The sequence below is a fragment of the Massilia sp. CMS3.1 genome (assembly GCF_051262535.1).
In the GTDB taxonomy this organism is placed as follows: domain Bacteria; phylum Pseudomonadota; class Gammaproteobacteria; order Burkholderiales; family Burkholderiaceae_D; genus Telluria.
The window spans coordinates 512,690-537,429 of the sequence record NZ_JBIMES010000001.1 but is presented as its reverse complement, the minus strand read 5'-3'; the positions used below and the strand labels follow the sequence as shown (position 1 = coordinate 537,429).

19 protein-coding genes and 2 pseudogenes are annotated in these 24,740 nt (G+C 65.9%); 12 read left to right on the top strand and 9 right to left on the bottom strand.

The features are described 5' to 3' along the window. Positions 1-34: 34 nt before the first annotated feature. Both ACHAC9_RS02360 and ACHAC9_RS02355 read right to left on the bottom strand, forming a co-directional pair. Entirely contained in the window at positions 35-688 is a 654-nt protein-coding gene (locus tag ACHAC9_RS02360) for an FMN-binding negative transcriptional regulator (RefSeq protein ID WP_435756752.1), read from the bottom strand. 11 nt (positions 689-699) lie between these two features. Next, positions 700-828: pseudogene (locus ACHAC9_RS02355) on the bottom strand (amino acid transporter); the annotation flags it as partial. Between the two features lie 196 nt (positions 829-1,024). Here ACHAC9_RS02355 and ACHAC9_RS02350 point away from each other — a divergent pair. The 4 genes and pseudogenes from ACHAC9_RS02350 to ACHAC9_RS02335 all read left to right on the top strand — a co-directional run bounded on the left by ACHAC9_RS02350 (position 1,025) and on the right by ACHAC9_RS02335 (position 4,725). Then, the gene (locus ACHAC9_RS02350) at positions 1,025-1,975 is read left to right on the top strand and encodes a phosphate acetyltransferase (protein WP_435756750.1); all 951 of its coding nucleotides are present in this window, start codon (positions 1,025-1,027) and stop codon (positions 1,973-1,975) included. Position 1,976: 1 nt separating this feature from the next. Beyond that, a complete protein-coding gene (locus ACHAC9_RS02345; protein WP_435756748.1) occupies positions 1,977-3,167 on the top strand; it encodes an acetate/propionate family kinase in 1,191 nt (396 codons plus the stop codon). 93 nt (positions 3,168-3,260) lie between these two features. After that, positions 3,261-3,584 (top strand): annotated as a pseudogene (locus tag ACHAC9_RS02340) (tripartite tricarboxylate transporter substrate-binding protein); the annotation flags it as partial. A gap of 58 nt (positions 3,585-3,642) precedes the next feature. After that, positions 3,643-4,725, top strand: coding sequence for a porin (locus tag ACHAC9_RS02335; protein ID WP_435756746.1), 1,083 nt, complete (start codon positions 3,643-3,645; stop codon positions 4,723-4,725). Positions 4,726-4,747: 22 nt separating this feature from the next. Here ACHAC9_RS02335 and ACHAC9_RS02330 read toward each other — a convergent pair whose 3' ends face one another. Then, positions 4,748-6,733: a hybrid sensor histidine kinase/response regulator gene (locus ACHAC9_RS02330; RefSeq protein WP_435756744.1), complete on the bottom strand. Its 1,986-nt coding sequence runs from the start codon at positions 6,731-6,733 to the stop codon at positions 4,748-4,750. 116 nt (positions 6,734-6,849) lie between these two features. Next, positions 6,850-11,181: a DEAD/DEAH box helicase gene (locus ACHAC9_RS02325; RefSeq protein ID WP_435756742.1), complete on the bottom strand. Its 4,332-nt coding sequence runs from the start codon at positions 11,179-11,181 to the stop codon at positions 6,850-6,852. Positions 11,182-11,539: 358 nt separating this feature from the next. Here ACHAC9_RS02325 and ACHAC9_RS02320 point away from each other — a divergent pair, with 358 nt between their 5' ends. Together ACHAC9_RS02320 and ACHAC9_RS02315 are read left to right on the top strand one after the other, a co-directional pair. Then, positions 11,540-12,340, top strand: coding sequence for a ferritin-like domain-containing protein (locus ACHAC9_RS02320; RefSeq protein WP_435756740.1), 801 nt, complete (start codon positions 11,540-11,542; stop codon positions 12,338-12,340). Between the two features lie 196 nt (positions 12,341-12,536). Continuing rightward, positions 12,537-13,238, top strand: coding sequence for a pirin family protein (locus ACHAC9_RS02315; RefSeq protein WP_435756738.1), 702 nt, complete (start codon positions 12,537-12,539; stop codon positions 13,236-13,238). A gap of 55 nt (positions 13,239-13,293) precedes the next feature. Here ACHAC9_RS02315 and ACHAC9_RS02310 read toward each other — a convergent pair whose 3' ends face one another. Next, the gene (locus tag ACHAC9_RS02310; RefSeq protein WP_435756736.1) at positions 13,294-14,205 is read right to left on the bottom strand and encodes a LysR substrate-binding domain-containing protein; all 912 of its coding nucleotides are present in this window, start codon (positions 14,203-14,205) and stop codon (positions 13,294-13,296) included. Between the two features lie 195 nt (positions 14,206-14,400). On the opposite strand from ACHAC9_RS02310, the gene ACHAC9_RS02305 reads away from it, so the two are divergent. The 3 genes from ACHAC9_RS02305 to ACHAC9_RS02295 all read left to right on the top strand — a co-directional run bounded on the left by ACHAC9_RS02305 (position 14,401) and on the right by ACHAC9_RS02295 (position 18,158). Next, on the top strand, positions 14,401-15,546 hold the full coding sequence (locus ACHAC9_RS02305; protein WP_435756734.1) for a TRAP transporter substrate-binding protein: 1,146 nt from the start codon (positions 14,401-14,403) through the stop codon (positions 15,544-15,546). A 75-nt stretch (positions 15,547-15,621) separates the two neighbouring features. Continuing rightward, a complete protein-coding gene (locus ACHAC9_RS02300) occupies positions 15,622-16,206 on the top strand; it encodes a TRAP transporter small permease subunit (RefSeq protein WP_435756732.1) in 585 nt (194 codons plus the stop codon). Then, complete coding sequence (locus ACHAC9_RS02295; RefSeq protein WP_435756730.1) at positions 16,203-18,158, top strand: TRAP transporter large permease; 1,956 nt, start codon at positions 16,203-16,205, stop codon at positions 18,156-18,158. The genes ACHAC9_RS02300 and ACHAC9_RS02295 overlap by 4 nt, the downstream gene beginning before the upstream one ends. Positions 18,159-18,206: 48 nt before the next feature. Here ACHAC9_RS02295 and ACHAC9_RS02290 read toward each other — a convergent pair whose 3' ends face one another. Further along, on the bottom strand, positions 18,207-18,809 hold the full coding sequence (locus tag ACHAC9_RS02290) for an outer membrane beta-barrel protein (RefSeq protein ID WP_435756728.1): 603 nt from the start codon (positions 18,807-18,809) through the stop codon (positions 18,207-18,209). 183 nt (positions 18,810-18,992) lie between these two features. Further along, a complete protein-coding gene (locus tag ACHAC9_RS02285; RefSeq protein WP_435756726.1) occupies positions 18,993-20,090 on the bottom strand; it encodes a branched-chain amino acid aminotransferase in 1,098 nt (365 codons plus the stop codon). A gap of 89 nt (positions 20,091-20,179) precedes the next feature. Here ACHAC9_RS02285 and ACHAC9_RS02280 point away from each other — a divergent pair, with 89 nt between their 5' ends. The 3 genes from ACHAC9_RS02280 (at position 20,180) to ACHAC9_RS02270 (ending at position 22,455) form a co-directional block, all read left to right on the top strand. Beyond that, on the top strand, positions 20,180-21,037 hold the full coding sequence (locus tag ACHAC9_RS02280) for a MaoC/PaaZ C-terminal domain-containing protein (RefSeq protein WP_435756724.1): 858 nt from the start codon (positions 20,180-20,182) through the stop codon (positions 21,035-21,037). A 100-nt stretch (positions 21,038-21,137) separates the two neighbouring features. Further along, complete coding sequence (locus ACHAC9_RS02275; protein ID WP_435756722.1) at positions 21,138-21,614, top strand: acyl-CoA thioesterase; 477 nt, start codon at positions 21,138-21,140, stop codon at positions 21,612-21,614. Between the two features lie 25 nt (positions 21,615-21,639). After that, positions 21,640-22,455 carry a DODA-type extradiol aromatic ring-opening family dioxygenase gene (locus ACHAC9_RS02270; protein WP_435756720.1) on the top strand — a complete coding sequence of 272 codons (816 nt, stop codon included), beginning with the start codon at positions 21,640-21,642 and terminating at the stop codon, positions 22,453-22,455. 6 nt (positions 22,456-22,461) lie between these two features. Here ACHAC9_RS02270 and ACHAC9_RS02265 read toward each other — a convergent pair whose 3' ends face one another. Then, positions 22,462-22,839, bottom strand: coding sequence for a c-type cytochrome (locus ACHAC9_RS02265; RefSeq protein WP_435756718.1), 378 nt, complete (start codon positions 22,837-22,839; stop codon positions 22,462-22,464). Between the two features lie 17 nt (positions 22,840-22,856). Then, on the bottom strand, positions 22,857-24,542 hold the full coding sequence (gene leuA, locus ACHAC9_RS02260; RefSeq protein WP_435756716.1) for a 2-isopropylmalate synthase: 1,686 nt from the start codon (positions 24,540-24,542) through the stop codon (positions 22,857-22,859). Positions 24,543-24,740 lie beyond the last annotated feature (198 nt).

The window sequence follows — 24,740 nt, the reverse complement described above, 5'->3', positions numbered from 1 at the left end:
GCAGCCACGCCAATTTACTCGTGCGAAGGGCCGATCAGGGCTGGCCCTTGCGTTCCCCTTCGAGCGCCGTCAAGACCAGGTCCGCCATCGCAGCTTTCGGCCGCAGCAGGCCGCGCAGGCCCTCCACCGTGCCCAGCCTGTCGCGCACCGCCTCGTCCTGGCTCGCTTTCAGCTTGCCCTCGAGCCGCGCGATCGGAATCTCGATGCCGACGATCGCGCGCAGCAGTTTGTCGATGTAGTCGGCAGGGGCGTCTTTCACGCGCCAGGGCGCCGGCTGGGCGGCTTCGTTCGCGTTCGTCAGGCGCTCGAGCATGTCCATCAGCCATGCCGGGTCCTCGATTGCCCGCGCCACGCCATGCGCATGGACGACGGCGTAGTCCCAGGTCGGCACCACCTTCCCGTGCTCGGCCTTGCCCGGATACCAGCTCGGGGTGATATAGCTTTGCGGTCCCTGGAACATCACCAGCGACGCCGTCGCCGTGTCCAGCGCGCGCCACACAGGATTGGCGCGCGCGACGTGGCCGACCAGGGTGCCGTGCGGACCGCGGCTGCGCTCGAGCAGGAAGGGGACGTGGTTCGCTACCAGGCCGTCCTCGCTGTGGATGACCCATGCGCCGAGCGCGTGATCCTCGATCAGCGCGTACTGCGCGTCGACGTCGGTGAACCGGTGATCCTGCCTGACATACATAGGTGAACTCCTCAAATGCCAATGAAAGCGTGCCGCACCAGCATGGCGCAGAGCACGAACATGGTCAAGCCGATCAGGCCGTCGAGTACCTGCCAGGCGCGCGGGCGGGCGAACAGGGGCGCCAGCCGGCGCGAGCCGAATTCTGCCGCCGCACACGCTGCCCTCGACCGAAGCCTTTGTCGCCGCCTCGCTCGGCGCCATGGGCTGGGGCATGCTCGATGAACTGGGCGGCGCGGTGGCGGTGGCGGCCAGGCAGGCCTTGCTGGCGTCCTGAGCCATCCCGCTTGAGCAGGCTCATTGCTGTTATTCTGGGTCATCAGATCCCGAGGAGAAAGCATGACCACACCGACGATGACGCATCCGCAATTCGACCGCCTGATCGAGGCTGCACGCCGCGTGGGCCCTGTCCGGGCCGCCGTCGCCCACCCGTGCGACCGGTTTTCCATCGAAGCCGCCCTGGACGCCGCGGAGATGGGCCTCATCATCCCCGTCCTAATCGGTCCGCGCGCGCGCATCGTGCATGCGGCCGAGGAGGCCGGCCTCGACATCGGCAAGCTGGTGCTGATCGACACGCCGCACAGCCATGCATCGGCGGCACGCGCCGTGGAACTGGTCCGCGAGGGCAAGGCCGAGGCGCTGATGAAGGGCAGCCTGCACACCGACGAGCTGATGGGCGCGGTCGTCGACAGCGTCACGGGCCTGCGCACCGCGCGACGCCTGAGCCACTGCTTCGTCATGGAGGTGCCGGGACGGGACGAACCCCTGATCATCACGGACGCCGCCGTGAATATCAACCCGACCCTGGCCGACAAGGTCGACATCGTGCAAAACGCCATCGATCTGGCGCACGTGCTGCAGTTTCCGGAGGTGCGCGTGGCCATCCTGGCGGCGGTCGAGACGGTCAGCGCCAAGATGCCGTCCACGATCGATGCGGCGGCCCTGTGCAAGATGGCGGACCGCGGGCAGATCACCGGCGCCATTCTCGACGGGCCGCTGGCGATGGACAATGCGATCGATCCGGAAGCAGCCGCCATCAAGGGCTTGCACTCGCCGGTCGCCGGGCGCGCGAACGTGCTGATCGCGCCGGACCTGGAGGCCGGCAACATGCTGGCGAAAAGCCTCTCCTTCATGGCCGGGGCGGGCGCCGCCGGCATCGTACTCGGCGCCAGAGTTCCGCTGATCCTGGCCAGCCGCGCCGATTCGGTGGACACCAGACTGGCCTCCTGCGCCGTGGCGGTGCTGGTCGCCCACCGCAAGCTGACGGGCGAACGCCTGCTCGGCGCCTGAGATGGCCGCCAACGACAAGGTGCTGGTCCTGAACACGGGCTCGTCGAGCATCAAGTTTTCGCTCTTTGGCGGCACCGCGCCCAGCTTGCTGTTCAAGGGGCGGATCGAGAACCTGTTCAGCGGGCCGACGCGTTTCGTGGTGCAGGACACATCCAACGAGGTCGTGCACGAACAGTCCTGGCCTGACCCGCTCGACCATGCGGCCGGCATGCGCGCCTTGCTCGACTATCTCGCGCAGCAGCCGGGCGGGCGCGACCTGCGTGCGGTCGGGCACCGCATCGTGCACGGCGGCGCGCTCTACAGCGGCCCGCAGTGGCTCGACGACACGGTGCTGACCGCGCTCGAGGCGCTGGTGGCGCTGGCACCCCTGCACCTGCCGCACAACCTGGCCGCGGTGCGCGCGGCGATCGCGATGGCGCCTGGCGTGCCGCAGGTCGGCTGCTTCGACACCGCCTTCCATCGCGCGCAACCGGAACTGGCCCAGGCATTCGCACTGCCGCCGGACATTACCGACCTCGGTATCCGGCGCTACGGCTTTCATGGCCTGTCCTACGAATACATCGCCGGCCGCCTGCCTGATGCCGATCCGGCGCTGGCGTCGGCCAGGGTGGTGGCCGCGCACCTGGGCAACGGCGCCAGCATGTGCGCCATGGCGAGGGGGCGCAGCGTCGCCAGTTCGATGGGCTTCACGGCCGTCGATGGCCTGCCGATGGGAACGCGTTGCGGCGCCGTGGACCCGGGTGTCGTGCTGTACCTGATCGACCAGCTCGGGATGGATGTGGCGGCCGTGCAGGACTTGCTGTACCTGCGGTCGGGCCTGTTGGGCGTGTCCGGCATCTCGTCGGACATGCGCACGCTCGAAGCGAGCGGCGAGCCGCGTGCGCAGCTGGCGATCGACCTGATGGTCTACCGGATCGGGCGCGAGCTCGGTTCGATGGCGGCGGCGCTGGGCGGCATCGACGCTCTGGTGTTTTCGGGCGGGATCGGCGAAAACAGCGTCGCGCTGCGCGCCGCGGTGTGCCGCGATGCGGCCTGGCTCGGCGTGACGCTCGACCCCGAGGCCAACGCCGCCCCCGGCGGCGGCGTGGTCCGGATCAGCACGGCATCGAGCACCGTGTCGGTCTGGGTAGTGCCGGCCAACGAAGAACTGATGATCGCCCGCCATACCCTCGATATCCTTGGCCAGCCATGATGGCCGCGGCCTGAGAGGCGGACCCTTAACGAGCGCTCTCGCCGGCCTCCTGCGCCCGGCGCAAGCGCTCGCGGCTGATACTCCAAGGCCGGCAGGCTGAAGGTGCTTGCCGTGACGGGCGACCAGCGCGCCGCGATTCTCCCGAAAGTGCCGACCCTGGCCGAGTCAGGCGTGCCCGGGGTGGATATCCATTCATGGCAGGCGTTCGCGGCGCCGAAGGAGCTGCCGAAAGACGTCAAGGGCAAGCTGCACACCGCCATCGTCGCCGCGCTCAATGAGCCGGACATCAAGGCCAAGCTGGAGGAGCAGGGCTTCGACATGGTCGCCAATACCCCGGAACAGTGCGCGCAATTCCAGAAGGTGGAATCGGCGCGCTGGAAGAACGTGATGGAAGTCGGTAAGATCACTGCTGACTGACTCAGCAGACAGTCGGTCATCCATGATTGATCAAAATTACAACACTCAGGAGACATGCATGAACAAGACCCTCATCGCGGCAGCCGTCCTCGCCCTTGCAGCCGGCGCGGCGCAAGCCCAGAGCGCCATCGCCATCTACGGCATCGCCGACGCCGGCTTGCTGCGCGAAAGCGGCGGCTCGGCAGGCACCGTCAACAAGATCGGCAGCGGCATGGGCTCGTACTCGCGCATCGGCTTTCGCGGCAGCGAGGAGATCGGCGGCGGCATGACGGCCCTGTTCACGCTCGAGAATGGCCACCGGCTCGACACCGGCGAAGTCGACGCCGCCGGTTCGATGTTCAATCGCCAGGCCTTTGTCGGCATCAAGGGCAAGGCCGGCATGGTCACGATCGGGCGCCAGTACACGCCGTGGCACCAGGCGCTGGCCCAGGTCGGCGACCCGTTCGCGACCGGTTACGCCGGCGGCTCGAAGAACGTGTTCCCGGACTTCGGCGCGAATGTCCGCACCAGCAACACGGTGATGTATACGACGCCGGCTGTCGGCGGCTTCGTGGGCGACATCGCCTACGCCATGGGCGAGCAGTCCGGCAGCAGCAAGGCCGGCCGCAACATCGGCGCCTCGCTCGGCTACGCGAAGGGTCCGTTGAATGTGCGCCTGGCGTACAACAACAAGAACTCGGATGTGGCGGCGGCTCCCGGCGTGGCGCCGGTCGTGCGCAGCAGCGGCAGCAACAAGCTGCTGGCGGCAAACTACGACTTCAAGGTGGTGAAAGCCTACTTGGCCTTCAGCGTCGACAAGGGCTTCAACGCGGCGCCCCTCGGCAACGCCAACAATCCCTACGGCTTCCGCAGGCCGACGGCATCGACCGACGGCAACGAGGTGCTGCTGGGCGTGGTGGCGCCTGTCGGCCCGGGCAATGTGATCGCGACCCTCATGCGCAAGGACGACCAGACCAGCTTCGACCAGGACGCGCGTTCCTGGGGCATCGGTTACCTGTACGCGCTCTCGAAGCGCTCGACCATCTATACCGTCTACGGGCACATGGTCAACAAGAACGGCGCAGGGTACACGGTGGCGAACAACACCGATGCCGGCACCGGCGACCGGGCGTTGAACCTGGGCGTGCGCCACACGTTCTGATTGCCGGCCCTGGCTGCAAGCGCTAACGCAGCCGTTCGTTTGCGCGCCGCTGCGGGGTGTCGGAAGCAGCATGCGCCGCGGGGAACCGAGTCGCGTCGGTCCGGGCAAGTATCGACGCGAGTACCTGTGTATCGACCGGCTTGACGAGGTGGTGATCGAAGCCCGCCGCGACGGTGACGTTCCGATCGTTTTCCTGGCCATAGCCTGTGATTGCGATCAGGACGGAAGCGGCGGTTTCAGCCTGCGACCGCAGCCGCCGCGCCAGTTCGTTGCCATCGATCTCGGGTAAGCCTATATCGAGCAGGAACACTTGCGGCGCCGTTTTCCGGCTTTGTTCCAGTGCGCGCAAAGGGCAATGCTCGACCTGCACCTGATGACCTGAAGCTTCAAGCAGCATGGCCAGCATCGAGGCCGCATCGACGTTGTCGTCCACGACCATGACGCGCAAGGGGTTTTCCGACACACCGAAACCGCCAGGGCCGGCGTGTCGCTGATGGCGGCGCCGGTCCTTGAACAGGCGCGGCAAGCGGACGGAGAACCTGCTTCCCTGACCGTTCCCCGCACTGGCGCAGGTCACGGATCCACCGTGTAGCGCAACCAGGCTCTTGACCAAGGCAAGCCCGAGACCGAGGCCGCCCGATGAACGGTCGGCGCTGCGCCGTCCTTGCGCAAACAAGTCGAAGACGCGCGATGTCAGCTCGGGTTCCATACCGATGCCATCGTCGACGACGTCGACGAGTACCTCGGATTCATGCACGCCGATCTCCAGCGAGATATGTCCACCCCCGGGTGTGTACTTCGCAGCGTTATTCAGGATGTTCGCAAACACCTGCACGAGCCGCTTTTCGTCGCCCATGACCATATCGTTGTCGGGCGGCACACGCACGTCGAGATGTTGGCCCCGGGACTGCATCAGCGGCCTGGCCTGTTCCACGGCGTTGCCCACGATGTCGCGGATGTTGAGCGGTACCTGGTTCAGTTCGACCAGTCCCCGCGACACGCGTGACACGTCCAGCAAGTCATCGATCAGCCCCGTCATGTGGCGGACCTGGCGGCTGATGATCTGGCAGCTGTGGTGTACCCGTTTCTCATCGAGCTTCATCGTCTGGAGCAGCTGCGCCGCCGCGCTGATCGGCGCCAACGGGTTTCTCAGCTCGTGCGCCAGCATGGCGAGGAACTCGTCCTTGCGGCGGACCGATTCCACCAGCTGTTCTTCGGCTTCTTTGCGCTTGGTAATATCGCTGGCGGCGCCGATCCATTCGTAGATGTCGCCGTGTTGGTCGAGCATGGGCACCGCTCTCGAATGCGTCCATCCGAAGGTCCCGTCGACGCGGCGCACGCGATGTTCCAGCTCGAAGACCGTTTTGCCAAGGATCGCAAGCCGGATGGCCTCATGCAGCCGTTCGTGCTCTTCAGGAGGAATATAGTCGTCGATCCACAAGCGACTCGGGTCGCGCGCATCTTGCAGGAAGCCGCGACCTTCGAGCTGCTGCAATTCGGTCCAGTCGGGTCCCATGCGGTAGACCACTTCCGCACTCGCGCTGACCAGGGCCCGGAAGCGTTTCTCGCTTTCGCTCCGCGCAGCCTCCGCGCGGACCAGGGACGTGACATCGTTCGTGCTGTGCGATATGCAGACCAGCTTCCCGTCTTCTCCGAAAATGGGCGTACTGACCGCATTCCAGAAACGCTCGTCATAGCGCACTTCGCCGGAAGGCAGCTCGACCCGAATCGGGTAACGGATGGCCGGCAAGGTATCGGACTGCCCTGTTTCGATGACACGCGCGAGAGAACGGCGCAGAGCGGTCTCGCCTGTATCTCCAGGATCATTCGGATTGGCGGGGAAAGCAGCGAACAGACTGACGCCGACCAGGTCCTGCCGCCGGCGCCCCGATGCTTTCAGGAAGGTGTCGTTTACCGCGAGAATGATTGCCTCGGGAGTGGGCGACAACAGGTAATTCCCTGTTGGAGAACTGTTAAAGACTGCCTGGTACAGGGATGATGCTTCCATTGTAAGTCGGACGGCGAGAGAGGAATGGACGTCGGGTCGATGCAAGACGGATTGGCCCTTATCCTATCCGACTTGCGGCAAGCCGGGCGCATCGCTGAGGCGCAGCGGCCGATTCGTCAGTAAGGCCCGACCAGGCGCGCACGCAGCAGTTCACGGTCGGCACCGGGGTCAAGCAGGTAGGCGATCTTGCCCGCGACGACGGTCGCCACCGGAATCCCGTCGCGGAACAGGATGCGGTTCGCGCCGAGTGCCGGCACCTTGTCGCCCGGCAGCAGGGTGCCGCATACATTCAGCGGGTCGACGCCCGAGATGCACACCAGCGCGCCATCGGGCGGGCGCCGGCGCACCTCGCGCAAGAGCGGAATCGCTTCCGGCAGCGCGAACTGCTCGCCCGAGAAGCCGGCGATGAAACGTCCGCCGCGGATCTCGCCGCGCGCCTCCAACCGGTGGTACACCGGCAGCAGCTCGCGCCAGGACGGCATCCAGGCCGCCTCGCGTTCGAGCAGGCGCCAGAACATGACGCCGTAGCGGCGCAGCAGCGTCATGGCGACATGATCGAGCGTCTCGGGATCGAGCTTGCGCCGGCGTGGTGGGGTAGCCGCCAATTCGGCCACCGGTTCGGCGCGCCGCACCACTGCCCAGCGGCCCGCTTCCTCCATTGTCGGGCCGGCGCCGCGGCGGCGCTTCTTGTCATTGCTGGCGCGTTTGCTTGCCGGCAGCAGCATCGCGCGCAGGCCGCCGAAACTGTCGGCGTTCACCAGGCCCGTGGCCACCAGTTCGCCCAGCGCCGTCTCCAGTTCGACCGGCATCATGCGCGCATCGAACTGCAGTTCGTCGAAGAACATGGCGCCATCGCGGCGCAGCATCTCGAGTACCTTGGCCGCGCGCGGCGACATCTCGGGTGGACCCGCGGGCAGCGGCAGCGCATGCCAGAGCGCCACCTGCCTGCGCGGCAGCAGCACGATCGGCGTGCCGCGCACCGGACCGCCGGCGGCGGCGCGCGGCGCGCCGATCCGCGTCCAGACGCGTTTGCCGGCGCGGCACAGGTCGTCGAGCCAGAGCATCGAGTAGTCGCGCATGCGCAGGGCCAGCAGGTCCGCTTCCCAGGCGCCGGCGGCGGCCTCGTAGCCCTCGAGCAGGTTCAGCAGGAGCGGCAGCGCCTCCTGGCCCTGCCAGCCGGTATCCTCGGTCAGGTGCTGCCAGTCGAACAGGAAACGCATGAAGTCACGGATCTCGACCGGCTCGATCTCGCGCCGCAGGCGCTTGATGGTGTAGCGGTGGATGCGCGCCAGCAGGTGGCGTTCGCACCATTCTTCCTGGAGCGCACCCGGCGTGAAGCGCCCGCGCATGACATAACCCTGCGCCTCGAGCGCGCCGAGGGCGATCGCCGCCGTGGACTCGGTCAAAGCGATCGTTCCTGCGATGCTCGATAACGGCTGCGGGCCGAAGCCGGTCAGGCGCGCGCGCATGATCTCGACCAGTGCGTCGTCGCGGGTCCAGGCCTCGCCGTCGTTGCCGCGGTGGCTGTCGGGGATGGTCAAATCAGGCGTCGCGACCGCAGCCGGATAGGCAGCCAGCACGCAGTCGAGCCGCTCGAGGGCGACCCAGGCCTGCAGGCCGTCGCCGCGCACGCGCGCCGCGCGCCCGGCTTCGGCCAGCTCTTCCAGCCAGCGCGGCCAGCCTTCGCGCGCCCGCGCTTCCTCCACCGTCACCAGTGCCAGCGCGACCAGTGCTTCCTGCACCTCGTCGCCGTTGCGGGCGGCGGGCCAGGCTTCCTCGGCCACGCCGGCGATCGCATCGATGTCGAGCGCGCCCATGTCGTCGGTGCTTGCGGGGTCGCTCCAGCGCCGGTTGATCACGGCCTGGGTGCGGCGTTCTTCCAGCGGCGCGTCGTCGAGGAAAGCGTATGGGCGGGCATTGAGGATTTCCGCCGCCAGCGGCGAGGGGGCGGGCAGGTCGCGCGCTACCAACTGCACGGCGCCGGTCTCGATCCGGCGCAGCAGGGCCAGCCAGCCATCGCTATCCATCGCCTCGTGCAGGCAATCGTCCATCGTCTGTTGGATGAGCGGGTGATCCGGCAGTTCGCGTTCGCCGACGATGTTCTCGAGGCAGGCCACGCCGTCCGGGAAGATCGAGGCCAGCAGGTCGTCGCTCTTCATGCGCTGCAGCTGGGGCGCGACCTTGCGCCCGCCGGCAAAGCGCGGCAGGGCCAGGGCCGTGGTCGCGTTCCAGCGCCAGCGCACGTTGAACAGCGGCGCGTCCAGCAGGGCCTGGACCAGGATCGGTTCGGCGGTGGCGGACTTCAGGTAGCGCCAGACCTCGTCGAGCGGGAAGCTGTGACTGGTCGAGAGCGAGAGGATGATCGCGTCTTCGGTGGCGGCGGCCTGCAGCTCGAAGTTGAAAGTGCGGCAGAACCGTTTTCGAAGCGCCAGGCCCCAGGCGCGGTTGATGCGGCTGCCGAAAGGCGTGTGCAGCACCAGCTGCATGCCGCCCGATTCGTCGAAGAAGCGTTCCATCACCAGGGTGTCGTGGGTCGGCAGGGCGCCCAGCGCCGCGCGCGAACGGGCCAGGTAGTCGACGATCTGGCGCGCGGCGTCTTCGTGCAAGCCAAGATGCTCGAGCAGCCAGTCGACGGCGAGATCGAGCGCCGCCTGGCCTGAACTGCGTGTGAGTTGCGCCTCGATTTCCGCGCGCAGGCGCGCCACGCCCATCGACAGCTCGTCGCTGCGCCCCGGCGCTTCGCCATGCCAGAAAGGGATGTTCGGCGCGGCGCCGCCGGCGTCTTCGACCCGCACCTTGCCTGCTTCGACCTTCATGATGCGGTATGAGGTATTCCCGAGCTGGAAGACGTCGCCGGCCAGGCTCTCGACGGCAAAATCCTCGTTCACCGTGCCGACGGAATGCCCTTGCGGCTCGAGCAGCACCGTGTAGTCGGCGTTCTCGGGAATGGTGCCGCCCGAGGTGACGGCCGCGAGCTTGCCGCCGCGCCGTCCGCGCAGCGACCCGGTTGCCGCATCGCGGTGGATATAGGCGCCGCGCACGCCGTTGCGGGTGGTGTAGCCCTCGGCCAGCATGCGCAGGATCGCGTCGTACCGGCTGCGCTCGAGCTGTGCATACGGCGCGGCGGCGCGCACGAGCGTAAAAAGCGCGTCCTCGCTCCATTCCTGGCAAGCCACTTCGGCCACGATCTGCTGCGCCAGCACGTCGAGCGGCGCGCGTGGGATGCGCAGCAGATCGAGTTCGCCGCGCCGCACGCAGTCGAGAAGCGCCGTGCATTCGACCAGGTCGTCGCGCGAGGTCGGAAACAGCCGGCCTTTGGGCGTGCCGCCGACCTGGTGACCCGAGCGCCCGACGCGCTGCAGAAAGGCCGCGATATTCCGGGGTGAGCCGACCTGGCAGACCAGATCGACGTCGCCGATGTCGATCCCCAGTTCGAGCGAGGCGGTGGCCACCAGCACCTGCAGGTCGCCGCGTTTTAAGCGCTGCTCGGCTTCCAGCCGATACTCCTTGGCCAGGCTGCCATGGTGGGCGGCTACGTGTTCGCTGCCCACACGCTCGCCCAGGTGGCGCGCGACGCGTTCGGCCATGCGCCGCGTGTTGACGAAAATGAGCGTGGTTTTGTGCAGCACCACGAGCTCCATCATGCGGTCGTAGACGCGTTCCCAGACTTCGTTCGGCAACACCGCCTCCAAGGGCACCGGCGGCAGTTCGAGCGCCAGGTCGCGCGCGCGGATGTGGCCTACGTCGACTACGGCGCAATCGCCGCCGGCGCGCCCGACCAGGAAATCGGCGACCAGCGACAAGGGCTTTTGCGTGGCCGACAGGCCGATGCGCACCGTGCGGCGTCCGCACAGGGCGTCGAGGCGCTCCAGGCTGAGCGCCAGGTGGCTGCCGCGCTTGCTGCCGGCGACGGCATGGATCTCGTCGACGATCACGGTACGCACGGTAGCCAACATCGCGCGCCCGCTGGTCGAGCCGAGCAGGACGTACAGCGATTCGGGCGTCGACACGAGGATGTGCGGCGCACGCTTTTTCATGGCGTTGCGCTCGGCCGGCGTGGTGTCGCCGGTGCGCACGGCGGTGCGGATGCCATGCGCTCTTGCGCCCATGGCCGCCAGTTGGGCGCCGATTCCCTCGAGCGGGCCCTGCAGGTTGACCCGGATGTCGTTCGACAGCGCTTTTAATGGCGACACGTAGAGCACCTGGGTCGCGTCCGGCAGGGGGCCGTTTTCGCTCTCGCGCACCAGTTCATCGATCGCGGCGAGGAAGGCGGTGAGCGTCTTGCCGGAGCCGGTCGGGGCGGCGACCAGGGTCGGGCGGCCTGCCTGGATCAGCGGCCATGCGCGCAGCTGCGCTTCGGTCGCGCGCGGAAAGCTGGCCGCGAACCAGCTTGCCACGGCGGGGTGGAAGTCGTGGTGCAGCAGCGGTGCGGGAGCGCGGTCGTTCATCGCAGGCAGGTGGGGGCGGAAACCGGGTTGGCAAGCAGACAGTCTAAGTACTCGCCCAGAAATAAATGTCTTTTTGGCTGCCAGAACCGGCGCGTTGCTGCGTTGCCTCGTGCTTGCAGTGCTCGCACTGCGGCGCACTCGCCGCCTTGCACCGCATCCGGTCCTGTTTGCCAAAATTCACATTTATTCCCGGTCAAGTACTTAGCAGGCGCGCTTCCCCGCACAAATGCACAACTGGGGTCAGGTCGACCCCAGCCTTGCGGCCTTGTTTACCCGCATGACCGAGCGGTGCCAGGGGAATGCACGGCGCTCGAGCGGATTTGCTACACTGCCGCCTTTGGCTGCAGGAAGAATCACGATGTCCCACGCGCTCGAACTGCGGACCCAGGCGCTGCGCTGCCTGATCGAGGCCGATCCGGCTGCAAAGGCCTGCGCCGTCGCCGCGCTGGCGCGTGCGTCCGCCGCTGGCACGGTCACGCTCGACGGCGCAGCCGTGCTCGAGGAAACCGGCGCCATCCCGGGCCGCCCGGCGCGTCCCGAACTGGTCCCGCCGCGCCAGGTTGGGCGCCGCTCGATGGCCACGCTGGAAGGCCGAGCCATGCTGGTCCATGCGCTTGCCCACATCGAATTCAATGCGGTGAACCTGGCACTGGACGCGCTGTGGCGCTTCCCCGGCATGCCCGACGCCTATTACGCCGACTGGCTGCAAGTATCGAAAGAAGAGGCCCACCACTTCACGCTGCTTGCGGATCACCTGCAGACGCTGGGCTATGCCTACGGCGATTTCAGCGCCCACGACAGCCTGTGGGAAATGGTCGAGAACACGAAGGGCGACGTGCTGGCGCGCATGGCCCTGGTGCCGCGCACGCTCGAAGCGCGCGGGCTCGATGCGATTCCGCCGCTGCGCGCAAAGATCGCCCAGGCCGGCGACGCGGCAGCCGCCGCCATCCTCGACATCATCCTGCGCGACGAAGTCGGGCATGTCGAGATCGGCAACCGCTGGTACGGCTTCCTGTGCGAAGCGCGCGGCCTGCCGCTGCGCGCCACCTACGACGACCTCGCCGTTCAGTACCGGGCACCGGTGCTGAAGGGGCCTTTCAACCTGGAGGCGCGCCGGCGCGCCGGTTTCACCGAGGAAGAACTCGCGCGCTTCGCCTGAGCGCAGGCGATCAGGTGAAGTTCGAAAATTTCGATGATAGATCTGCAAACTACTCGCTTTTTGTCGGCGGAGTGGGCGCGCATAATCCAATCCATGCACACAGCGGCCACGCTTGGAAACGGGGGAAAGCAAGCAGGAACCCGACCGAAGCTGATATTCGAATCGTTCGAACGGCCGATCAAAAAAGGAACGCATCATGTTGAAAGTCCGTAAAAGCGAAGAGCGCGGCGTCGCCAATTTCGGTTGGCTCGATTCGAAACACACCTTTTCGTTCGGTCACTACCAGGACCCGGCCCACATGGGCGTCGGCCCGCTGCGCGTCATCAACGAGGACCGCGTGTCCGCCGGCCGCGGCTTTGACTCGCACGGCCACCGCGACATGGAAATCATCTCGTATGTGTTGGACGGCGCACTGGAACACAAGGACAGCATGGGCAACGGTTCGGTGCTGCGCTACGGCGACGTCCAGCGCATGAGCGCCGGCGCCGGTGTGGTGCACAGCGAATTCAATCATTCGCGCACCGATCCCGTGCACTTCCTGCAGATCTGGATCCAGCCGAACGAAATTGGGGCGCCAGGCGGTTACGAAGAGAAGCACTTCGACGTGGCCTCGAAAACCGGGCGCCTGCGCCTGGTGGCCTCGCCGGATGGACGGGAAGGGTCGGTGTCGATGCGCCAGGATGCGTCGATTTATGCGGCCGTGCTGGGTGGGAGCGATGCTGTCAGCTTCCCGCTGCAGCAGGGACGTATCGGCTATGTCCACGTGGCGCGCGGCGCGCTGAACGTGAATGGCGTGGCGGTCAAAGCGGGCGATGCGGTGCGCGTCGACGACGAGGCGGCGGTGCGTCTGGATGGTGCTGTTGACGCGGAAGTGCTGCTGTTCGATTTGCCGCAGTAAGCAGCCGGAGGCGCTGGGATTTCAACCGGTACGAAAGTTGCGTTGCGCGCCGGCGCTAGCGCGACAGCGCCATGCGCGCAATGGCCGCGCCCCCACGCAGCCGCTCGCGCCACCAGCCGAGCGCCGCGCCTTCTTCTCCGGTGCGCCAGGCGAGATACAGCGTCTCGTCAGGCTTCGGTTCCTCGACTTCCTTGACGACGAAGCGGCCCTGCGCGACGTCATCGACCACCCAGGACGCGGGCAGGAAGCCGAAGCCCAGTCCCGCGCGCTGGAAATGGTACTTGGTCTGCATGTCCGGCGCCGACAGCGTGTCCTGGCCGAACAGCAGGCCGACGGTGCGTGCCTGCAACTGGCGCGCCGAATCGGCTACCGACACGGCGCGGTGCGCGGCGAGGTCCGCTTTCGAGAGCGCACGCGCGATGCTTGCCAGCGCATGTCCGGGCGCCACCACGAACACGAAGGACATCGATCCGATCGGCTCGGCCGTGTAGCCGCCTCCCGATGGCCCGCTGCCGGCCGCGCCCACCAGCAGGTCGGCGCGCCGTTCGAGCAGTGCTTCCCAGGTCCCGGACAATTCTTCCTTCAGCAGGCGCAGGCGCGTCTGGTCGGCCACGTCATAAAACGCGGCGATGTCCTCGATTAGCGCGCAGGGCGAGAGCATCGAGTCGATGGCAAGCGTGAATTCGGTCTCCCAGCCGGAGGCGACGCGGCGCACGCGGCGCTCGAGGTCGGCCGCGGCTTTCAACAGATAACGTCCTTCCCTGAGCAGTTCGGCGCCCGCGCTCGTCAGTTCGACGCGCGGGCCGAAGCGCTCGAACAACTGCACGCCCAGGTCTTCCTCGAGCTTCGCGACGGTGTACGAAATCGTCGAGGGCACCCGGAACAGCTCTTTCGCGGCGGCGGCGAACGAGCCGCGGCGGGCAATGGTGTCGACGGTGAGCAGGGCGTCCAGGCTGAGTTTGAGCATGCGGATCGGTTTCGATGGCGGTGACACGGATTTTAAGCGACAATTTCCTTCGTAAGCCCGGTGTAAGAAATCCGTAAGGAAACAGGGCCATCCTGCGAATTGATGTGCCGGCTTTTAGCTGGGGTGTTCGCTTGAAGCCAGAACGTGTGTATCGATTCAGTCCGTTTTATAAAAATCCAGACAGGAGACATAAGCATGAAGAAGGATGACAAGGAGTCGCAGCAATCCGTAGCAAACCGCAGGAAGTTCCTCGGCACCGCCGCCGCCGGCACCACACTGGCCTTGCCGATGATCGCCACTGCCCAGACACCGAAGCAGATGCGCTTCCAGAGTACCTGGCCAAGCAAGGACATCTTCCACGAGTACGCGCTGGACTTCGCCAAGAAGGTCAACGACATGACCGGCGGCGAGCTGAAGATCGAGGTGCTGCCGGCCGGCGCCGTCGTGCCTGCCTTCGGCCTGCTCGATGCCGTCTCGAAAGGCACGCTCGACGGCGGCCACGGCGTCATGGGCTACAACTACGGCAAGCAGAGCGCCATCGCGCTCTGGACCTCGGGCCCGGCCTACGGCATGGACGCCAACATGGTCCTCGCCTGGCACAAATACGGCGGGGGCAAGGAACTGCTGGCCGAACTGTATAACGGGATCGGCGCCAACGTCGTCTCCTTCCTGACCGGACCGATGCCGACCCAGCCACTGGGCTGGTTCAAGAAACCGATCAGCAAGACCGCAGACCTGAAGGGCATGAAGTTCCGTACCAACGGCCTGGCGATCGACCTGTTCACGGCCATGGGCGCTGCGGTCAACGCACTGCCCGGCGGCGAGATCGTGCCGGCGATGGACCGCGGCCTGCTCGACGGCGCCGAATTCAACAACGCCAGTTCCGACCGCCTGCTCGGCTTTCCCGACGTGTCGAAGATCTGCATGCTGCAAAGCTTCCACCAGAGCTCCGAGACCTTCGAGATCACCTTCAACAAGACCAAGTACAACGCGCTCCCGGCCAAGATGAAATCGATCATCGAAAACGCGGTCGAGGCGGCGTCGTCCGACATGGCCTGGAAAGCCGTCGACCGCTACTCGAAGGACTATCGCGACATGCAGGCCAAGGACAACGTCAAGTTCTACAAGACGCCCGACGCCGTGCTGCAGGAGCAGCTGGCGGTCTGGGACAAGGTGGTGGCCGCGAAAGGGGCCAACAATCCGCTGTTCAAGAAGGTCGAGGCATCCATGCGCGCGTTTGCCGAACGGGCGATGAAGTGGGACATGGATACCAACAACCCTCGCCGCATGGCCTACAACCACTACTTCGGCCGCAAGGCGGCGGCGCCAAAGAAGGCGTAGGCGTTTATCCGCAGCAGTCATGTATGCCGCCCCGGTGCCCCGGGGTGGCAATTTCTTGCGACCGGGAGCCGTTTCATGCAGAACGTATTATTTTTTGTCGACCGGGTCAGCACCTTGGTCGGCCAGGCCTTTTCGTGGCTGATCGTGGCGCTGACCTTCCTCATCACCTGGGAAGTATTTGCGCGTTATGTCCTCAATACCCCGAATCCCTGGGCCTTCGACCTGATGATCATGATGTACGGCGCCGCCTTCATGATGGCCGGCGCCTATACGCTGGCGAAAAACGGCCACGTGCGCGGCGATGTGCTGTACAGCTTCTTTCCGCCGCGCCTGCAGGCCGGTCTCGACCTGCTGCTCTACATCGTCTTCTTCGTCCCCGGCGTGGTCGCCTTGTGCTGGGCCGGCTATACCTACGCCGCCGAGTCGTTCGCCATCCGCGAACATTCGACGCTGACTGCCAACGGCCCGCCGCTGTATCCCTTCAAGATGGTCATTCCGTTTGCCGGCATCCTGCTCCTGCTGCAGGGCTTTGTGGAGATCGTGCGCTGCGTCGTGTGCCTGCGTAATGGCGAATGGCCCGCGCGCGAACCCGATGTCGAGGAAGTCGACGTCGACAAGCTCAAGGCGATGGTGCACGTTGATGAAAGGCCTGCAAAATGAGAAAGGAAATCTGGTTCGGGCTCTCGATCCTGCTGGCGATCGTCGTCACCCTGTTCGCGCTCATGCCGGCGCCCGCCGACATGACCAACGGCCACCTTGGCCTCCTGATGCTCGCGCTGGTGGTGGTCGCCATCATGCTCGGCTTCCCGACCGCCTTCACGTTGATGGGCATGGGCATGATGTTCGCCTGGTTCGCCTTCCACAGCACCGACCCCGACCAGGCGGTCGGTCTCACGCTCGACCTGATGGTGCAGCGCGCCTACTCGGTCATGGCCAACGATGTCCTGATCTCGATCCCGCTGTTCATCTTCATGGGCTACCTGGTCGAGCGCGCCAACCTGATCGAACGCCTGTTCAAGAGCCTGCACATCGCCATGGCGCGCGTGCCCGGATCGCTGGCCGTGGCGACCATCGTGACCTGCGCGATTTTCGCCACCGCCACCGGCATCGTCGGCGCGGTCGTCACACTGATGGGCCTGCTGGCGCTGCCTGCCATGCTGAAAGCCGGCTACAGCACCCAGCTGTCGGCCGGTTGCATCACGGCGGGCGGTTGCCTGGGCATCCTGATTCCGCCCTCGGTGCTGCTGATCGTGTATGGCGCGACGGCCGGTGTCTCGGTGGTCAAGCTGTACGCGGGTGCGCTGTTCCCGGGGATCATGCTGGCCGGCCTGTATATAGGCTATGTGCTGCTGGTCGCGAAGATCAAACCGTCTGCCGCGCCGCCGCTGCCGGCAAGCGAGCGCATCGTCGCGCTGCCCGCGTTTACGGACGCCATTCCGAACGCCTATCACAAGGGGGCGGTGTCCGGCCTGGTGAAAGCGATCAAGGGCCCGCGCGCGGCCAACGTGCCGAGCCGCACGCTGCTGGCGAACCTGTTCGTCGCCTCCCTGCCTGCGCTCGCATTCGTGGCCGTCATGGGCATCAGCTACAAGATGGTGACGGCGCCGGAAGCGGCCCGCACTGAGCTGGTCGAAATGGGCGCCCAGGAAGATGTCGACACCTTCGCGGGCAGCGGCGACGCCGGCGGACTGGCCGAGCCGCCAGCCGAAGGGGGCCTGGCCGAGCCGCCCACCGAGGGCGGCCTCGCCGAGCCTGCAGTCGAGGGCGCCGTGGCGGAACCGGCGGCGCCGGCAGCGCCGGTCGTGGCGCCGACCCAGGCGAGCGCCGCACCCGCGGCGGCTGCGGACCCCGTCGCCAAACCGGCGTCCAGGAATTTCTGGATCGCGCTGGCCGTGGGCGCCGTCGTGCTGGTGCTCTTTTACGTCTTCTTCAGCTTCGCGCGCCTCGAGATTTTCAAGATGCTGCTCGGGTCCCTGTTTCCGCTGGCGTTCATGATCCTGGCGGTCCTCGGCAGCATCGTGCTCGGCCTGGCGACACCGACCGAGGCGGCGGCGATGGGCGCGTTCGGCGGCCTGCTGCTGGCGATCGCCTACCGTCGCTTCAATTTCAACCTGCTGCGCGAGTCGGCCCACCTGGCCACCAAGACGACGGCGATGGTGTGCTGGCTGTTCGTCGGCTCCAGCATTTTCTCGGCCGCGTTCGCCCTGCTGGGCGGCCAGGAAATCATCAACGCATGGGTGCTCGGGATGAACCTGACGCCGGTGCAGTTCATGCTACTGGCGCAAGTGATTATTTTCCTGCTCGGCTGGCCGCTCGAGTGGACCGAGATCATCGTGATCTTCATGCCGATCTTCGTGCCGCTGCTGGCCCACTTCAACATCGACCCGCTGTTCTTCGGCCTGCTGGTGGCCATGAACCTGCAAACGGCCTTCCTGTCGCCGCCGGTGGCGATGTCGGCGTTCTATCTGAAGGGCGTCTCGCCGCCGCACGTGACCCTGAACCAGATTTTCATGGGCATGCTGCCGTTCATGGGAATCCAGGTGCTGGGGATCATCCTGCTGTACACCTTCCCTGCGATCGGATTGTGGCTGCCGGGCGTGCTGTACAAGTAAAAAAAAAGACCACGATCGCTCGTGGTCTTTTGCTGTTTACTGTGCGCTTCAGAAGTAGAAGTTCATCAGCACGCCGACGTGGTCGCCCTTGACCTCGGCGCCGAAGCGCTTTTCCTCGAACTTGTCGTTCACGTAGCGCAGCTTGAAGCCGAGCTGTGGCGAATACAGGTATTCGATTTCGGCGACCGGGCTGGTGCTGTCCTTGAATTTGTAGTCGCCGATGTCTTCGGCGGCGCCGCTCGAGCGCAGGGCGGTGCCCGTGACGTAGCGCAGGCCGCCGCCGACGCGCACCTTGTCGTTCACATGGTAGTAGCCGAGCAGTTCGAAGGGCACGCGCTCGAAGCGCACGTCGCCATTGCTGCCACTGGCGTTGTCGACGTGGTAGCCGACCGTGCCCTGCACCGAGAACTGCGGGTTGACGCGGTAGTCGAGGCCCGCGAGGAAAGCGATGCTGCCGCCGCCGTCGATGTCGATCGTGTCGCCGTCCTCGTAGTTGACCGTGACGATCTTTTCGCCGCCGTAGGTAATGCCGGCGCCAGCCACATAGCGCAGCGGCTTGCTTGCGGCGTCCGGAACCTGGACAAAGGTTTGTGCCTGCGCGGCGGCGAGCGAGGCGACGGTAAGCGCGAATGCGAGTGCAAATTTTTTCATGTCGTTATGGAGGGAATCGTTCGGGACGACGCAGGCTTGCGTGTGCCGTGGATTGACTGATAAAGAGGCAATTGCCCCAATGCAACGTGCAACCGACATTTGTTGTGTTTATGAAACATTTGTCTGTGCCGCCGAGGAAAGTTGCTGTGGACGCGGCAGGCCGCGCCCACATATCGTGCCTGCTTAGAACACGCGGTGAATCCAGCCGTGCTTGTCTTCGGCGCGGCCGTTCTGGATGTCGAGCAGGGCGGTTTTCAGGCGCGTGGTGACGGGGCCTGCCTCGCCGGTGCCGATTTGCTCCTCGAAGCCCTTGCCCTTGACCTTGCCGATCGGGGTGACGACTGCTGCCGTGCCGCAAGCGAAGGCTTCGCTCAGGCGGCCGCTCGCTGCGTCCGCCTTCCACTGCTCGATCGAATACGGCTCTTCACGCACGGTGATGCCATGATCGCGCGCCAGCACGATCAGCGAATCGCGCGTGATGCCCGGCAGGATGGTGCCGGTCAGCGGCGGGGTCTGGATCGAGCCGTCTTCGAACACGAAGAAGATGTTCATGCCGCCCAGTTCCTCGACCCATTTGCGCTCCACAGCGTCCAGGAACACGACCTGGTCGCAGCCTTCGCGCGTCGCTTCGGCTTGCGCGGCCAGGCTGCCGGCGTAGTTGCCGCCGCACTTGGCGTCGCCCGTGCCGCCGGGCGCTGCGCGGATGTAGGTCTCGGACACCCACAGCGTGATGCCGGCGGCGCCGCCCTTGAAGTAGTTACCGGCAGGGGAAGCGAAGATGCAGAACAGGTATTCGGCGGCCGGACGCACGCCGAGCGCGACTTCGGTGGCGATCATGAACGGGCGCAGGTAGAGCGCCGCGCCTTCCGCGCGCGGGATCCAGTCGCGGTCTTCGCTGACGATGGCGTGCACGGCTTCCAGGAACAGTTCGTCCGGCAGCGGCGCCATGGCCAGGCGCATGGCCGAATTCTTGAAGCGGCGCGCGTTGGCGTCCGGGCGGAACAGGGCAGCGCCGCCGTCCGGCTGCGGATAGGCCTTCAGGCCTTCGAAGATTTCCTGGGCGTAGTGCAGCACCATGGTCGACGGGTCGAGCGGGAGCATGCCGCGCGCCTCGACTTTGCCGTCGTGCCAGCCGCGGCCTTCGGTGTAGCGGATCGTGACCATGTGGTCGCTGAACGCGCGGCCGAAGCCGGGATTGTCGAGCAGCGCCGAACGCTCAAGCGGTGGAAGGGGCATCAGGCTTTTCTGGATCGACAGGGTCGATGGACCAACTTTGTTCATACAGTCTCCGTAAATCTGCAGGGCGCGACAGTGCGGTAGTGCGTCGTCAGGCGGTATTATCGATCAATCACAGCATTCAGGGAGAAAAAGTGCTTGTTTCGAACGATGCCGGCCCCGTGCCGCAGCTTCCGCGCATGGGCCCCGGCCTGGTGCTGCGCGTGCTTTCCAAGCGTGCCCGTCCGCTGCCGGCAGGCACACCCGCGCCGCTGACCTCCGTATTCACGCTGCCGGGGCTCGACCAGGCCCACGTCGCCAGCTACTGCCGCGCACTCGGCTTCACGCCCGGCGCGGTGCCGCTCCCGTACTGGTATTTGCCGGTGCAGCGCGCGCATATGGCGACGCTCCTGTCGGATGACTTTCCGTACCGGCTGGCCGGCATTGTCCATGTCGAGAACGAACTGACGGCGCACGCGCAGGCGCCGCTGGACGCGCCGGTGATGCTCGCCACGCGTATCGACGTCCTGCCGCCCACCGCCTCGGGCGCCGTCTACTGCGCCCTGGAGACCGTGGGAAGCGCGAACGGCGAACCCATCTTCACCTGCACCAGCAGCTATCTCGCCGTGCGCGGCGCGCGCTCGGGCAAGGCACGCGGCGAGCGGCTCCGTGTACAGCAGGGCGCCGTCATCGACAGCTGGACCCTGGGGCCGTCGAGCGGGCGCGACTATGCGCGCATCTCGGGCGACTGGAACCCGATCCACCTGGCGCCCTGGAGTGCGCGTCTGATGGGCCTGCCTGCGCCTATCATCCACGGCATGCATTCGCTAGGCAAGGCCTGCGCGGCGCTCGAGAAGATGGCGGGGCGGCCGGTCGCGTCGATCTCGGTACGCTTCACGGCGCCAGTGCCGCTCGGCCAGGCGGCTGTGCTGACGCATGGCGCCGAAGCGAACCGGTATGTGCTGTTCTGCGCCGGGGTGCCGGCGGCCGACGGTGTGTTCACGCTGGGGTGAGGGGCTGGCGCCAACATCGCCGCCTTGAAAATCAAGATGCGGGAAGCGTCGTACAATGCGTCGGCAGCGCAGTCGCGCTACTTTGATCACAGGGGCCGAGATGAACGACCAGCAGGGAAGACCCGCCCACGAATTGACGATGACGGTCCTGATGACCCCCGACATGGCCAATTTTTCCGGCAATGTCCACGGCGGCACCATATTGAAATTCCTCGACAGCGTGGCCTACGCCTGCGCCAGCCGCTACTCCGGCGCGTACGTCGTGACGCTGTCGGTCGACCAGGTGATGTTCCTGCAGCCGATCCACGTCGGCGAACTGGTGACCTTCCTGGCGTCGGTCAACTACACCGGCACCAGCTCGATGGAAATCGGGATCCGCGTCATGACCGAAAACATCCAGCAGCGCACCGAGCGCCATGCGAACAGCTGCTATTTCACGATGGTCGCGGTGGATGCGAACCGCAAACCGCAGGCGGTGCCGGCGCTGGTACCGGAGACACAGGAGCAGAAGCGGCGCTGCGAGAAGGCGGCGGAGCGCAAGCAATCGCGGCAGGCGCTGCACTGGAAAAAGAGTTAGGATGTGGACGCATCAAGGAGGCAGCATGAGCCCATCCAGACTTCCGGTTTATTTCATTTCCCATGGCGGCGGCCCCTGGCCCTGGATCGAGCAGATGCGCGGCATGTATGCCCGCACGGCGCGTGAATTCGCCGCGCTGCCGAACCGGCTGCCGGTAAAGCCGAAGGCGATCCTGGTCGTATCCGGACATTGGGAAGCGAGCGAGTTCACCGTCTCGAGCTCGGCGCGCCCGCCCATGGAATACGATTATTCCGGTTTCCCCGAGCACACCTACCACATCAGCTATCCGGCGCCGGGTTCGCCCGACCTGGCTTTACGGGTGTGCGACCTGCTCGCAGGTGCGGGTGTGAAAGTGGCGCAGGACGCGCAACGCGGCTTCGATCACGGCGTATTCGTGCCCCTCTACCTGATGTATCCGGACGCGGACATCCCGGTCGTCATGCTGTCGATGAAATCGAACTACGACCCGGCCGAGCACCTGCGTCTCGGCGCGGCATTGGCGCCGCTACGCGATGAAGGGGTGCTGATCATCGGCAGCGGCCTGACTTACCATAACATGCGCGGCTTCGGACGCGACGAGTCGACCGCGGTGGCCGAAGCCTTCGAGCGCTGGCTGAACGGCGCCATCAGCCAGGACAGCGCGAGCGTGCGCAACGCCATGCTGGTCGATTGGGAACAGGGCCCCGCCGCGCGTCAGGCCCATCCGCGCGAAGACCATCTGGTGCCGCTGATGGTAGTGGCCGGTGCTGCCGGCGAGGACAGGGGACGCGCGCTGTTCATCGACCAGGTGATGAAGGTGCCGATGGCGTCCTATGCATTCGGCGCGGCAAACGAACAGTAAGGCTGCTCAGCGCGGCGCGGCCTGAGGAATGCTGCGCAGGTAGGCAAGCAGGTCGGTCACCTGCTTGCCGTTGCTCATGCCCCAGAAGCGCATCTTGGTTCCGGGGACAAGATCGTCCGGGGCGTCGATGAAGGCGGTCAGCGTCCTGTCGTTCCAGACGATGTTCGACTTGACCATCGCCGCAGAATAGCGGAAGTCGGATGTGCCGCCGGCGCGCCGGCCGAACACGGCATTCAGGTGCGGCCCGAAGCCGGCGCGCGCCGATGGCCCCACGCTATGGCAGGAGCCGCAGCGCGAGGCGAACAGGCGCTGGCCATTGGCGAGGTCGGCGGCGCTGGCGGCCAGGGGTGCAGAGGCGAGCAAGAGAATGGCAATTTTTCGCATCTGGTCACCGTGTGGGTTCAGGCAGCAAGTGGCGGCGCGATGTCGACCGCGCTCGCTGCATGCCGGTTCACCGCCGACAGCACCGCCTTGAACGAGGCCGTGACGATATTGCTGTCGATGCCGGCGCCGAACAAGGTCGGCCCATTCCCCACGCGCAGTTCCACATAGCAGGCGGCGCGCGCATTCGCACCGGAGCCGATTGCGTGCTCGTGGTAATCCATCAGGCGGATGTCGATCCCGAGCGCATTCACGAAGGCGTCGATCGGACCGTTGCCGGCGCCTGGCAGCACGCGCTGCATCCCGTTCTCGAAGGCCGTCACCTCGACCTGCACAGGTTCGCTGGCGGCGGTGTTTTCCGTCATGCGGTGCGATGCATAGCGATACGGCTTGTCCTGCTCCAGGTATTCGCGCTCGAACAGGGCGTGGATGTCGCTGGCCGCGATTTCGCGCCCGCTGCTGTCGGCCAGCTGCTGCACCACGCGCGAGAATTCAATCTGCAAGCGCCGCGGCAGCTCGAGGCCGTATTCCTGCTCCAGCAAATACGCCATGCCGCCCTTGCCGGACTGGCTGTTTACGCGGATCACCGCGTCGTAGCTGCGCCCGAGGTCGGCCGGGTCGATCGGCAAATAGGGCACTTCCCAGATGGCGTCCGGCTTCTGGCGCGCGAAACCCTTCTTGATCGCATCCTGGTGCGAGCCGGAGAAAGCGGTAAACACCAGGTCGCCAGCGTAGGGATGGCGCGGGTGCACGGGGAGGGCGTTGCAGTCCTCGACCAGCTGGCGCACGCTGTCGATGTCCGACAAATCCAGGCCCGGATGCACGCCTTGCGTGTACAGGTTCAGCGCCAGCGTCACGAGGTCGACATTACCGGTGCGCTCGCCGTTGCCGAACAGGCAGCCCTCGACGCGGTCGGCGCCGGCCAGCACGGCGAGCTCCGCCGCCGCCACGGCCGTGCCGCGGTCGTTGTGCGGGTGGACGCTGATGACGAGCGACTCGCGCCGTTCGAGGTGACGGCACATCCATTCGATCTGGTCGGCGTAGATGTTCGGCGTGCTCGCTTCGACAGTCGACGGTAAATTCACGATCATCGGGTTCTCAGGCGTCGGCTGCCATTCGGCGCTCACCGCGTCGACGATGCGCTTGGAAAAATCGAGCTCCGTGGTCGAGAACGACTCCGGGGAATATTCCAGGCCCCATTGCGTCTGCGGGTGTTGCGCCACCAGCGACTTGATCAGGCGGGTGCCGTTCACGGCGATGTCGACGATTTCGTCCTCGCTCATGCCGAAGACGACGCGGCGAAACACGGGCGCGACCGAATTGTAGACGTGCACGATGGCGCGCTTCGCGCCGACTGCCGAGTCCACGGTGCGGCGAATGAGTTCGTCGCGCGCCTGGGTCAGGACGATGATGGTGACGTCGTCGGGGATCCGGTTTCCCTCGACCAGCATGCGCACGAAATCGAAGTCGGTCTGCGACGCGGACGGAAAGCCGACTTCGATTTCCTTGATGCCGACTTTCACGAGCATGTCGAAGAAGCGCAGCTTCTTGTCGATGCTCATCGGCTCGATCAGCGCCTGGTTACCGTCGCGCAGGTCGGTGCTCATCCAGATCGGCGGACGGGTGATGGTCTTGCCGGGCCACTGGCGGTCAATCAGGTCGACGGCGGGGAAAGGACGGTATTTGGCGGATGGGTTGTTCAACATGTTCGTACTCCTTTTAGTAGGCGGTGCCGGATTCGGCGCGGGAGTGGCGAGAGGCTGCCGGACGGGCCACAAGTCGCTGGGCCCGGCAACCGATCGGTAGCTTTAGCGCGACCGCGCTTTGCAGTAGACGAACGCAGGCCCGGCTGATAATCAGTCGGGGAAACTTGGCGGAGTAAGAAGAAGCGAACATCGTTGCGA